7 protein-coding genes are annotated in these 13,918 nt (G+C 40.9%); 3 read left to right on the top strand and 4 right to left on the bottom strand.

The features are described 5' to 3' along the window. Positions 1–1,481 (bottom strand): hypothetical protein (locus tag ACO1QW_RS01175; protein WP_486254923.1); only part of this gene is annotated, 1,481 nt, incomplete at its 3' end. A gap of 745 nt (positions 1,482–2,226) precedes the next feature. Further along, positions 2,227–4,371 carry an elongation factor G gene (gene fusA / locus ACO1QW_RS01180; RefSeq protein WP_486254925.1) on the bottom strand — a complete coding sequence of 715 codons (2,145 nt, stop codon included), beginning with the start codon at positions 4,369–4,371 and terminating at the stop codon, positions 2,227–2,229. Positions 4,372–4,860: 489 nt separating this feature from the next. On the opposite strand from fusA, the gene ACO1QW_RS01185 reads away from it, so the two are divergent. After that, positions 4,861–6,213 (top strand): hypothetical protein, encoded by a 1,353-nt coding sequence (locus ACO1QW_RS01185; RefSeq protein WP_486254927.1) that lies wholly within the window; start codon positions 4,861–4,863, stop codon positions 6,211–6,213. Positions 6,214–6,370: 157 nt separating this feature from the next. On the opposite strand, the gene rpsG is transcribed toward ACO1QW_RS01185, so the two are convergent. Both rpsG and rpsL read right to left on the bottom strand, forming a co-directional pair. Further along, a complete protein-coding gene (rpsG, locus tag ACO1QW_RS01190) occupies positions 6,371–6,838 on the bottom strand; it encodes a 30S ribosomal protein S7 (RefSeq protein ID WP_486254929.1) in 468 nt (155 codons plus the stop codon). A gap of 36 nt (positions 6,839–6,874) precedes the next feature. Then, complete coding sequence (gene rpsL / locus ACO1QW_RS01195; RefSeq protein WP_129131820.1) at positions 6,875–7,255, bottom strand: 30S ribosomal protein S12; 381 nt, start codon at positions 7,253–7,255, stop codon at positions 6,875–6,877. Positions 7,256–7,531: 276 nt separating this feature from the next. On the opposite strand from rpsL, the gene ACO1QW_RS01200 reads away from it, so the two are divergent. Then, on the top strand, positions 7,532–12,352 hold the full coding sequence (locus ACO1QW_RS01200) for a PKD domain-containing protein (protein WP_486254931.1): 4,821 nt from the start codon (positions 7,532–7,534) through the stop codon (positions 12,350–12,352). A 100-nt stretch (positions 12,353–12,452) separates the two neighbouring features. Beyond that, the gene (locus ACO1QW_RS01205; protein WP_486254933.1) at positions 12,453–13,775 is read left to right on the top strand and encodes a sulfatase-like hydrolase/transferase; all 1,323 of its coding nucleotides are present in this window, start codon (positions 12,453–12,455) and stop codon (positions 13,773–13,775) included. Positions 13,776–13,918: the final 143 nt, after the last annotated feature.

Consider the following 13,918-nt stretch of genomic DNA (forward strand, 5'->3'; position numbering starts at 1 on the left):
CCGCAACTTGGTGTTGCGTTGCTTGTTGATGTTAAGCGTAATGTAACTGTTCCAATTCCGGTAACAGTTATGCTTCCATTCAATGCAGTGTTAGCTGCAATATTTGAATTTGCTGTTCCGGTTGATCCAACCTGTGCCCATGAATGTGTTCCGTTTGCAACAGCACCTGCAAGGGTAAAGGAAGTTGAGTTGTTTGCTCCCTGACACTTCGTTTGATCAGGACCGGCATCCGAAGTTGGATTTGCATTTACAATAAGTGTTGCGTTACAAGTGGCGGTTGATTGAACACCGCTCTTGGTGGTTACCAGTGTAAGAGTATATGTTCCCGGCGTATTGGATGTAACAGTAACACATTGTGTGTTGGTTGCACTAAGAGTTGCACCTGCAGGAGAAATGCTCCATGCATACACAGCCATTCCTGCTGGCCCGCAGTATTGTTGAGATGTACCACCCGCACAAATCGATTGCGATTGAGGTGTAATGTCGCAAGGAGGTGGAGGTATAAGAATGTCTGCACCTTTTAGTTGATTATCCCTGTCGCCTAATGAATATGTATGCTGTGCATCGTAAGGAGCATTTCCTGTATAAAGGTCACTTACTTTAAAATGATAAGGACCGCCATTGATATTTGAAGCTCCTTTTCCAGCACCATAAAAAAGTTGGTCAGATATATGACCACCAATTTTTACTAGAATTGAAAAACTACCCGGAGCAGTTGGACCTGTCCATGATAATTCGTAGTGTGCGTACACATCACCATTTTCATCACCATATCCAGTCATTACAAGATTAGCAGCGCTCACTGTTGCATTCGACTGAATCGTAATTCTTCGTCCATTGGAACCTGCAGGTGAAAAATTTGCATCCCAATCTTCAACTCTTGCTTTCACATTAGAGTTAGATGAAACACTTGGGCTGCCCGGCGATGGCACCGCATAGGAACCAGATGGCACTGCATTGGAATAAACCAAAGTTGCAGCATCCAATGCTCCACATATTTGCGCAACCGGATCATTCTGCCCTCCTGTTTCACTGCAATTATTTACAACCAGGTAACAGTTTGGATCAATTACATTCGAAGTAGAGATGGCTTTGCCATCCAAAGATCCGCCTGCATTATTCCAACCCGTAACAAAGTCATACGCATTGATGGAACCTTTTGTTGCAAGATGTTTGAATGTTAGTTTATACTTACCCGTGGGGTCTGTTGGAATATCGAGTAGAAAAAGTCGCTGCAACGTACTTTGTCCTTCATAAAAAGTAGAGTTACTCGATTGAACAATAGAGCCTATCCATACAACAGTTCCCTGCGTGGTATTTTTATTTGATGATTGCGACCAATGGACAGTTTGACTTTGCAGTACCGTTACAGGTAACAGAAGTAAGGAAAGTGTCAGAAGTTTAAATAAAGCTGCACAGCTTTTACTCCATAGTTGAGGAATAAAAAGATCAGCCTTGCATAGGTTTAAAGAACTACTCATAAAAATCAGTTTAATAGTTAGAGAAAATAATTAACTGATTTTTCCAGGAAGGATTTGGGCGTTGGAAGTATTCATAAATAGTACGATTAAAAAATTTTTCCTGTTTACTTAATCAACATATAAACAGAAATGAATTAACCAAACTGAAGGGATATCAGATATAGTAAGGACATGGAATTAAAGACAGGGATGCGTAACCACATTCGTACCCGATCTCGAAACGCATAAACAGTTATGGTTAACAGGAAGAATGGTGTAAATACACAATAACTCCCTACAACCGATCACAGTTTCATCCGGCTGATGTTGATTACATAAAATGAAGGGGAAATAACCTTTGCTATCGTTTTTTACTTTTCCATTGGAATAAGCTTTTTGCACCGCTATAAATAAACGGCAGATTGGTTCTCTGACATTGGAGAAATAACTGAAGGTGTTTAGAAGGGAGGGTTACTTACAAGGGACGATTAAGATTTGGTGTTTAGGAGGAATGCGGAGTAATGAATAAAAGTTCCAACGCACAACGAAACTAAAAAACTGTTTAACCAATTGCAAGTAAAACAAAAAATATTTCATCAATATTATGAAACATTAAATCAATTTATCATCAGTAACTAAGAAAGTCAAAATACAAAATGAAAAAACAAATTAATATGAAAGCAAATTTTGATCATTGAAAAAAATCTGCATAAAAAAAAATCCCCCGATCACTCGGGGGATTTCTATTTCACTCAACTTAATTTAATTAAGCACTCACTTTACCTTTCACTTTTGCAATCACTTCTTCTGCAACGTTGTTTGGTGCAGGAGCATAATGACTGAACTCCATAGTTGAAGTTGCACGACCAGAAGATAATGAACGTAACTGTGTAACATAACCGAACATTTCACTCAATGGAACTTTCGCTTTAATTACCTGCGCATTACCTTTTGTATCCATACCTTCCAGCATACCACGACGACGGTTCAAGTCACCCGTAACATCACCCATGTACTGATCAGGAGTTACAACTTCTACTTTCATGATTGGCTCAAGCAATGTTGGTTTTGCTTTGCGGCCTGCTTCACGGAAACCACTTCTTGCACACAATTCAAAACTCATTGCATCAGAATCCACATCATGGTAGCTACCATCAAATACACGCACTTTCATATCAACCATTGGATAGCTTGCAAGTACACCATTCGTCATTGCCATTTCAAAACCTTTTGTAATAGCAGGAACAAATTCTTTTGGAATTGATCCACCAAACAAATCGTTTACAAACTGGTATGATTTACCTGGGTTCTCTTTTAACCACTCTTCATCAGCAGGCCCGATCTCAAAAATGATATCGGCGAACTTACCACGACCACCCGATTGTTTTTTCAACACTTCACGGTGTTCAACTTTTTGTTTGAACGCTTCTTTATAAGCCACCATCGGTGCACCCTGGTTTACTTCCACTTTAAACTCACGCTTCATACGGTCAACGATGATCTCTAAGTGCAATTCACCCATACCGCTCAATACAGTCTGACCTGTTTCTTCGTCAGTTTTTACACGGAGCGTAGGATCTTCTTCAACCAACTTAGAAATTGCAAGACCCATTTTATCAACGTCAGCTTGTGCTTTTGGTTCAACCGCTAAAGAGATCACAGGCTCAGGAATGAACATGTTCTCCAAAGTGATCGGATGATTTTCATCGCACAAAGTATCACCGGTTTTAATTTCTTTAAAACCTACTGCTGCACCAATATCACCTGCTTCAATAAAATCAACAGGGTTTTGTTTGTTTGCAAACATTTTCATGATACGGCTGATACGTTCTTTCTTACCGCTTCTTACGTTCAACACATAAGAACCCGCATCAAGATGACCAGAGTAACAACGGAAGAACGCCAAACGACCTACGAAAGGATCAGTCATAATTTTAAATGCCAATGCAGCAAATGGTTCTTTTGCATCAGGCTTACGACTTAATTCTTCACCTGTATCAGGATCAGTTCCTTTGATCGCTTCAACGTCAACCGGTGAAGGCAGGTAACGACAAACAGCATCCAATGCAGTTTGTACACCTTTATTCTTAAATGAAGAACCGCACATCATTGGTACAATTGAAAGATCAATTGTTGCTTTGCGTACAGCTTCATGAATTTCGTCTTCAGTGATGCTATCAGGGTTGTCGAAGAATTTCTCCATCAACTGATCATCATATTCAGCAACAGCTTCTACCAGTTGTGCTCTCCATTCTTTTGCTTCTTCAAGCATATCAGCAGGGATGTCGATCTCATCGAAAGTCATTCCTTCTGTTTCCATATGCCAGATGATACCTTTCATTTTAATGAGATCCACCACACCTTTAAAATCATCTTCTGCACCAATTGGCAACTGAAGAGGAACTGCTTTAGAACCCAACATTTCACGTACCTGCTTAACAACGTTTAAGAAGTCAGCACCGCTACGATCCATTTTATTTACGAAACCAATACGTGGTACGTTGTAACGGTTTGCCTGGCGCCATACAGTTTCAGATTGTGGTTCTACACCATCAACCGCACTGAACAAAGCGATCAAACCATCCAATACACGCATTGAACGTTCTACCTCTACAGTAAAATCCACGTGACCGGGAGTATCAATAATGTTGAAAGAATATTTCTTAGTGTCTGGAGTTTGCTTACCCAATACAGTTGGGAAGTTCCACTGACAGCTTACAGCTGCAGAAGTAATAGTAATACCTCTTTCTTTTTCCTGCTCCATCCAATCGGTTGTAGCTGCACCATCGTGCACCTCACCAATACGGTGAATCATACCGGTATAGCGGAGGATACGCTCAGTAGTTGTGGTCTTTCCGGCATCAATGTGAGCCGCAATACCAAAGTTTCTCTGAAATTTTAAGTCTGCCATGACTGTTTTGTTTGAATGTTTATCGTTTAAAAAATCTTGATTTATTTTTTGAGTTCACCGTTTGTAATTCTAATCAACCACATCGGCGTCGCACTCTTGTACTCTATGAATTCTATGAAACTGTACTCTCCCGTTTGGAGATATGCTGCCCGGAGATAATCCCTTTCAGGAGTTGGGCTAATATGTAATATTTAGACTCTCATATAATGCCAATCAATTTCGAACCCCATATCCTCAGTTCAATTGCACCCTTTGGTTGGAAACTTTGGCGGCCGCAAAAGTAAGGATTTTTCCTAATTGAAAAGTATTAAAAATAGCTGCAATCGCAGGCTGCTAGCCTAAACAAACAAATAAAATTCATTGCGCCTTTACTCTTTTCGCCCTTTGCGTGAAACCCGCTATTACATGAATGGTCAAAATCATGCAAACGATTGACTATGCTTTTACCGCCCCCCAAGGGTTTACTTTGTGGCAAACAATTCTAAACCAATGACCAAAGTTCGAATTCTGCTCACAGTTTTAACTTTCGCCAGCATTGCAGAGGCGCAAAAACCAGGGGATACTGTTCGTCCCGCACGAACAGAAGTAATCAGCCCAATTCATAAGAATAGCTTTAATAATAATGGTGAATGCCCCGAACGTAAGCAAGGCGGAAATTCCCGTATGCTAAATGGCTACCTCGTTTTCGACGGGTCGTTAGACGGCAACCGCCAGGTTGATCCGCAAATTGCGGTTGGCGGTGGCTATGTGCTCCATGGCAGCAATAACGGGCTGGTTATCTACAATAAAAAAGGGGAATATCAGCAAGGCATCTCCCAGAAATGTTTCAATAATGGAATTGATCCTAAACTGTTTTTCGATGCGCATAACCAGGTTTTCGGTTTCGATCTCTGGGTGTATTGGGATTCGGCGAAAATAAAACCGGTGAACATTTCAGTATCTGAAACCAACGACCCACGTGCTGCATGGAACACCTACCCCGTTCCTGCACCAAAGGGAGTTGATGGTGGAGGTATTGGTTACAGCAAAAAATGGATCGGTTATTCATTTCCGGGTGGCGAGCAAAGAACCTTTGTATTAAAAACGGCCGATGCGAAATCGGGCAAGCCGGCAACGGTTTATCATTTCAATGGAAGTCTTGGTCATCCTGTTTATGGACAAGATAATACCGATGATATTTACTTCTTCGATATCGAGCGTGATAAGTTTGTGATCCGTCGGGTAACGGAAGCTGCCGATGGTACGCCGGTTTGTATTTTAGTAAGCAGCAAACCGCACAATCTTAAATACATTAATCAACCTCCGCAATCACCACAGTTCAATACACAACAGAAAGTTTCCTCAGGCGATCGTAATCCTAAAAATCTGGTTTTGCAAAGTGGAAGCATCTGGTTTTCGCAAGCGGTAAATTGCGAAGGTCGTGCAGCGGTGCAATGGCACCAGGTTGATGGCAGAAGTGGCAACATTCTGCAAACAGGTTTAATTAAAAGCGATACAACCAACTACATACAAACAACACTTGCAGTAAACAAGAATAGAGATGTGCTCATTGGTTTCCAGGAAGTAAATACAAACATGTTTATCAGTCCAAGATTTGCTTATCGCAAAGCAACAGATGCTTCAGGAACTATCCGTGAAATTGTAACTATCGGTGAAGGCAAAGGAGCGGCTGACGGCGTTGCCTGGGGCGATTACAGCGGTAGTGTTGTTGATGGCGATAACCAGCTTGATCTCTGGACCATTCAAAGCTGTGCAAATGAAAAAGGCAGAGGCGAAACAGTCATTGCTCAACTGCCGGCTAAAAAAATTGACAGGAAAGTAAAAAAGACCAGGACGAAATAAATATCGGGTTGATAAAAGAAAAGGCGAACCCAGGTTCGCCTTTTTTATAGATGGAAATTATTATACGCCTTTATAAACGCATGAACGATTCTTACTAAGAACCTCCAAACAAAAATCCCTCCATAAGGAGGGATTTCTGAATATGATATGTTGAAGATTAAGCTCTAAAGTGAGCGAAAGCTTTGTTAGCTTCAGCCATACGGTGTGTATCTTCTTTCTTTTTATAAGCACCACCTTCACCTTTGCTTGCACTTACAATTTCATTTGCTAATTTATCAGCCATGCTGCGACCGTTACGCTCACGGCTGTAACGAACCAACCATTTAATGCTGAGAGAAACTTTTCTGTCGGCACGAACTTCAGCAGGAATCTGGAAAGTAGCACCACCTATACGACGGCTGCGTACTTCAACAGCTGGAGTTACGTTAGCAACTGCCTTTTTCCAAACTTCATATCCATCTTCGCCAGTTGTTTTAGCAACTTTATCAATTGCATCGTAGAAGATAGTAAAAGCCGTGCTTTTCTTACCTTGCCACATTAAGTTATTTACAAAACGGGTCACCAACGTATCGTTAAATCTTGGATCTGGTGCCAGCGCAATTTTTTTAGGTTTTGTCTTCCTCATTGTACTATTATTTTAAGGCTCGGTAGAGCCAAAAGATTATTTTTTAGCTTTTTCCTTTTTTGTACCGTACTTAGAACGGCTCTTCTTGCGGTCTTTAACACCTGCAGTATCGAGCGAACCACGAACGATATGATAACGTACACCAGGCAAATCTTTCACACGACCGCCACGCACCAATACGATTGAGTGCTCTTGCAGGTTGTGACCTTCACCGGGGATATAAGCAATCACCTCTACTTTGTTCGTTAAACGAACTTTTGCTACTTTACGCAGAGCCGAGTTTGGCTTTTTAGGTGTGGTAGTGTACACACGTGTACATACACCTCTGCGGAACGGGCATGCATCCAGCGCACGGGATTTGCTTTTCGCCCTGATAATTTCTCTTCCTTTACGTACTAATTGTTGTATTGTAGGCATTCCTAACCTTTTATTTTTCGGACGGCAAAGGTAGGTGTAGTGAGTTAAAGTGCAAAAAAACTTTCACAGTTTTTCTACAAACATGTGTGGAAATAATTAAATCGGGTGCAAATGTATTATTCCTTATGGTTTCACGTTAAAGAAAAAAGCAGTGCGGTTAACGGAGAATTATCCGTCTTTTTATTATAAAATATTGAAAATGAAAGCTATTTTTGTTTTAGTGCTGCTTTAAACCAATATCTCGTTTTTCGTTCAGATACAGACTGAAAACATTTTATGAGAAAACTAATCGCTGACAATTCACCCTCCTCACGTAAAATCATGGGCAAGAGTATCCTCGCCTTCTTATTTTTTTTCCTTTGCATTGGTAATCTAAATGCGCAATTGAAAACCGCATTTAAAGCCACCCCCACCAGCGGATGTGCACCTTTACTGGTTAATTTTACCGATGAATCAACCGGCGGAGCAACCGGATGGCGTTGGGATCTGGGTAATGGTACTATCGCAAGTACTCAAAACCCATCCACCACTTATCTAACCCCGGGTATTTACACAGTAAAACTTGTTATTACCAACGCTGCAGGTAAAGACTCTCTTGTAAAAACCAATTACATAAATGTATTACAGCCGCCACAGGCTGCCTTTTCCACATCAACCAGTTCTGTAGGCTGTTTTCCACTCAGGGTTCAGTTTGTTGACAATTCGGTTGCTACATCAGGCGGTACAATTATTTCCTGGGAATGGGATTTTGGCGATGGTACAACGAGCACGGCCCAAAACCCTTATCATGTTTATTATAATGCCGGTAACTATAATGTTGCTCTAAAGGTCACCAATAGTAATGGCTGTTTTACCTTATTGGTTAAACCTTCTTTCATTCGGTCCACTACAGGTGTGAGGGCCGATTTCAGCGCAAGCGCCCCGGTTAACTGTAAACCACCCGAATCAATTACGTTTACTAACTTAACTACCGGCCCTGGTACTGTTACTTATAAATGGGATTTCGGCGATGGCGGTAACTCAATTGCAACCAACCCGGCGCACACGTACAACACTGCTGGTACCTATAATGTACGGTTAATTGCAGAAAGCGACCAGGGTTGTATCGATACCATTACAAAAAACAACCAGCTGAGCATTGGCAATTTCAATTCGAAATTCAGTTTCAGGGATAGTGTGTGTATTGGAGATACGGTGAAGTTTACAAATCAGTCGATACCAGTTCCCAATTCGGCTACCTGGTATTTTGGTGATGGCACATCATCAATTACCGCAAACCCGATCAAGATCTTCAATGCAACGGGAGCATATACCGTTAAGCTGGTAAATAATTATGGAGCTTGTGTAGATTCTGCCACTAAAACCATCAACGTTATCAGCAACCCTGTTCCCAATATTATTGTGAACGATTCTATCTCCTGTCGTGCGCCGTTTACAGTAAACTTTTCAAACACTACTCCGGGTGCAAAACAATGGTTATGGGATTTTGGCGACGGCACCATATCAACGCAACAAAATCCATCGCATACCTATAATGCAGAAGGAAACTATACTGTTAAATTAACTGTTCAACTTTCAGCTGGTTGCACGGGCACATTAACGAAAACTGATTTTATCAAAATTCAAAAACCAATTGTTTCAATACCCGGTATGCCCACCGGTGGTTGTTTTCCCTATACGTTTAGCCCTATCCCATCTGTTATTTCAGCTGATTCTGTTGTTTCATGGTTATGGAATTTTGGTGATGGCGGAACATCAACCCAACAATTCCCCAGTCATCTATATCCGGGTCAAGGAAGCTATACGGTAAGCTTGACCATTACAACAAAGCGAGGTTGTTCAGAAACTATTTCTTATGCTAATGGAGTTAAGACGGGCACAAAACCTTCGGCTAATTTTTCAGCTGCACCCCTTACAATTTGTGCAGGGCAGCCAATCAATTTTACTGATTTAAGTACTGGTACTCCTGATGCCTGGCGCTGGGAGTTTGGCGACAATAAAATCAGCACGGCTCAAAATCCTACTCATGCTTATGATACATCCGGAATGATAACGATGATGTTGATCGCTTTTAAAAACGGGTGTCCTGATACTGCTACCAAAACAAGTTATTTACAAATCCTTCCACCAGTTTCGAAATTTGGAATTGTGTATGATTGTAATACTACTTCAACTGTTGCATTCTCCGACAGTTCATTTGGAGCTGTTACACGTTTGTGGAGTTTTGGTGATGGAAATACTTCCTCTGCAGTAAATCCAACCTATGCATATGCTGCACCAGGAATTTATACAGTAACACTTAGTGTAACCAATGGAAGTTGTACGGATACGTCGCAGCGTGTGGTAAACTTTTTAAACTTTAATCCCACCATTGTTACAGATCAAAATGCAAAATGTAAATGCCAGGCATTTAGTTTTTCTGCCGGTAATGTAACGCCTGCAAACATTACTTCATGGTCATGGGATCTTGGCGATGGCAATACAAGCAATGCAGCTTCATTCAATCACTTCTATTCTGCTGTTGGCAGTTATACAGTAAAACTTGTAATTACTGATATCAACGGCTGTAAAGACAGTTCAACAAAAGTGCTTAATGTGTATGGAGCGGCGCCTTCCTTTACCGCACTTCCAAATCCGCAATGCGTTGGGCAATCAGTAACATTCACCAATACATCCACAACAGACGGAACACATCCCATTACAAATTACTTATGGCGTTTTGGTGATGGCAGTTCATTGAACGGTAACAACGCAACTGTACAACATAATTATAGCACAGCCTCAACTTATTTTCCTAAACTGATCGTTACCGATTCTTATGGTTGCGTTGATAGTACATTGGGCGGAACAGTGCTGGACATTTTCGAATCCAAGCTTGGTTTTTATGCCGTTGATAGCTTATCCTGTCCTAACGGAGGAGTGCAGTTTGTCAATACATCAACCGGTAGTAACTTAAGTTATACATGGGATTTTGGTGACGGCAATACTTCAACTGCGGCAAACCCTAATCATAGTTATGCTGCAACCGGAACATATACAGTAAAAATGATCGGGCGTGAAGCAATTGGTTGTGTTGATTCCGTAATCAGAACAAATTACATTAAGGTTGATGTGCCGGTAGCTGATTTTCTTGCAAGCGATACATTCACTATTTGTCCGCCTATGCAAGTACAGTTTACAAACAAATCAACATTCTATAAAACTGTTTTGTGGAATTTTGGCGATGGCAATACATCAACTGCATTAAATCCTTCTTACTCGTATGCGATACCGAACGATTATACTGTAACCTTAACTGTTACATCAGCAGGCGGATGTACATCAACCAAACAAATACTCATACGTGTTTTATCAAACACAATTGGTAATCTTAGCTACAATCCGATCACAGGTTGTTTCCCGATGGCGGTAAACTTTGCTGTTACAGCAAATAACAATGTAAAATACTTATGGGATTTTGGCGATGGCAATACGCTTTTCACAAACGATTCAACTGTAGGTTTCAATTACCAGTATCCCGGCTTCTATGTGCCAAAAGTGATACTCCAGGATACACAAGGTTGTTTAACACCATTGATTGGTAAGGACACGATTAAAATATTCGGATCGAAACCTGATTTTGGTGTCGATAAAAAAATACTTTGTGACAACGGCACTGTTCAGTTCCGTGACTCGTCTGTTACAGCAGATATTGTGAGCAGTTACTTATGGAATTTTGGTGATGGCAACACAAGTAATTTGCGAAACCCATCGCATTCATATGCAAGCGTAGGTGTGTATAATGTAACACTTACCATCAATACCGTGAATGGATGTAGCAATACTATTACGAAGCCACAGTGTATAAAAGTGGTGCCCACGCCACAACTAAATATATCGGGCACTACTGTTTATTGCAGTCCCGCAACTGTGAATTTAAATGGCAATCTGGTGAACCCCGATACCTCGTCTATACAATGGACATGGAAAGTGGATAACAGGATAGTTAACACAAAAAATCTTTCCAACTTTTCCATTCCGGCAGCAGGAACTTATACTGCTTGGCTTATTGCAACAAACAGCAGTGGTTGTACCGATAGCACATCAATAACAATCACTGTTAATCAAACACCAACTATTGATGCTGGTAAAGACACCACCATTTGCATCGGCAGCAGCTTTGTATTAAATCCATCTGGTGCCACAAGTTACTTATGGAGCCCCGGAACTGATTTGAATTGTACCAACTGTACCAACCCGGTTTCAACTCCGCAAAACAACATTCGCTATTACGTGCGTGGTACATCTGCAGGTTGCAGTAGTGTTGATTCTGTTTCCATTCGTGTGAAAAAACCATTCACCGTTACAGTAAGTGCCGATGACACATTGTGTGTTGGTCAAAATATTCGTCTGCAAGCCACCGGCGCCGAAATATATAGTTGGTCGCCTGCAACTGGCTTAAGCAATACTACAGTTAACAACCCGATAGCAGCACCGCTTACAACCACTACTTATACAGTTACAGGTATGGATAGCAGCAGTTGCTTTACAGATTCAAAAACGGTAACAGTTTACGTTTATAATTATCCAACCATTAATGCAGGAAATGACACGGTGATCATTGCGGGAACATCAGCACAATTGCAGGCAACCGGTTCAAGCGATATTATTTCCTACTTATGGACGCCGTCAAATACTTTAAGTTGTAACACTTGCACCAATCCTGTTGCCACACCAAAAAATAATACCACGTACAAAATTGAAGTAAGCAATATTGCGGGTTGTAAAACAACGGACGAAGTGACTGTGTTGGTTGGATGTTTAGCCGGACGTATTTATATTCCGAATGCATTTACACCAAATAATGATGGCAAGAATGATCGCTTCTTTGTAATTGGTGATGGTGTTGATAAAATCAGGCGCATTATTGTTTATGATCGTTGGGGCAGGCCTGTATATTTAAAAGAAAATATACAGGGCAACGATCCATCAGTTGGCTGGGATGGTACATCAAAAGGATATGAACAAGCTTCGGGTATGTACACTTATATTGCCGAAGTTGTTTGTGGCGATGGAGCGGTGTTTAAAATGCAGGGAACGATCTCACTCATCAGGTAAAAAATCATTCGTATACTTTTTGAAAAGCTGTGGACATTCACAGCTTTTTTTTATTGCAAAAGAAGGCCGAAAACTCTAACTTGTAAGAAAGCAAATTAACATGACCCGCAAATGCTTTTTCACCACAGCAGTAATTCTTTTATTTTCTGCTTCTTCTATTGCACAGCAAAAACCGAATATCATTTACATTATGACGGATGATATGGGTTATGCCGATCTGAGTTGTTACGGACGAAAAGATTATCAAACACCAAATCTTGATAAGCTTGCATCACAAGGAATGAAATTTACGCATGCATATGCCGCAGCACCCGTGTGCACCCCCACACGCACTGCATTCATGACGGGCCGCTACCCTGCACGTGCTTCTATTGGTTTACTTGAACCATGGACACCGGTAAAAAGAGACACCGAAATTGGTTTAAGCGCAGCAGATCATTCGGTTGCCGCATTGTTGAAACAAGCAGGTTATGAAACGGCACTCATTGGTAAATGGCATTTAGGTATTGGTTCGTCATTTCATCCGCTTGATAACGGATTCGATTATTTCTATGGCATCTATACAGGAGCCGCTGATTATATTTCACACAAAGGCGATGGAGGCCGTCACGATCTGTATGAAAACAGAGAGCCCGTTTATACCAAAGGATATACAACCGAATTACTTGGAGCAAAAACTGTTTCATTTTTAAAACAACAGCACAGCAAACCTTTCTTTTTAAGCTTACAGTTTACTGCACCGCATTGGCCCTGGCAGGGACCTTCTGATCCTGCGTTGCCCGACACTATGCCCATGAATTCAAAACTGATGTCGGCGATGGGAACACCTGAAGCATATAAAGCCATGATGAAAAGTTTAGACGACCAGGTTGGTCTTATCATGAAAACAATTGATGAAACAGGATTAGCTGCTAACACAATTGTGATCTTCACCAACGATAACGGTGGTGAAAAATTTTCGGATATGGGTCCATTATCAAAAATGAAAATGAATTTATGGGAAGGTGGAGTGCGTGTACCTGCTTTTGTACGTTGGCCCGGAAAAATAAAAGCGAATACTGAATCGAAACAGCAAGTGATAACAATGGACTGGACAGCAACTATTCTTGCTGCAGCTGGTGCCAAAGCCAATGTGAAATATCCACTGGATGGTATTGATCTTCTCCGGGTTCTTACAGCTAATCAACAAATAGTACCACGAACATTTTACTGGCGCATCTTTCAACGACGTAATCAACAAGCCATACTTGATCATCACTGGAAATACATTGTTGATGAAACAGGAGAATACCTGTTTGATCTATCGGTTGATGAAGGCGAACGAAACAATCTTATTACAACCAAAACTGCAAAGGCAGAAGAGTTAAAGAAGAAATACAAAAGCTGGGAGCAATTAGTCTTAACGCCTTTGCCATTGCAATGATTTATTTGAATGGTTGTTGAGGACACACTTTTTATCAATCTTCTTTTTAAACAATACCCGTTATTTATGAAGCTGTAAGATAATGCAAAGCCAAAAAATAATAACCAGGAAAACGTTGAACTGCAATATCGATACAAAAAAAG

It is taken from the genome of Lacibacter sp. (genome assembly GCF_057361365.1).

Bases quoted from the DNA above. Each gene is read 5' to 3' on its own strand.
- fusA (WP_486254925.1), bottom strand. From the start codon at position 4,371: ATGGCAGACTTAAAATTTCAGAGAAACTTTGGTATTGCGGCTCACATT.
- rpsL (WP_129131820.1), bottom strand. From the start codon at position 7,255: ATGCCTACAATACAACAATTAGTACGTAAAGGAAGAGAAATTATCAGG.
- ACO1QW_RS01200 (WP_486254931.1), top strand. From the start codon at position 7,532: ATGAGAAAACTAATCGCTGACAATTCACCCTCCTCACGTAAAATCATG.
- ACO1QW_RS01185 (WP_486254927.1), top strand. From the start codon at position 4,861: ATGACCAAAGTTCGAATTCTGCTCACAGTTTTAACTTTCGCCAGCATT.
- rpsG (WP_486254929.1), bottom strand. From the start codon at position 6,838: ATGAGGAAGACAAAACCTAAAAAAATTGCGCTGGCACCAGATCCAAGA.
- ACO1QW_RS01205 (WP_486254933.1), top strand. From the start codon at position 12,453: ATGACCCGCAAATGCTTTTTCACCACAGCAGTAATTCTTTTATTTTCT.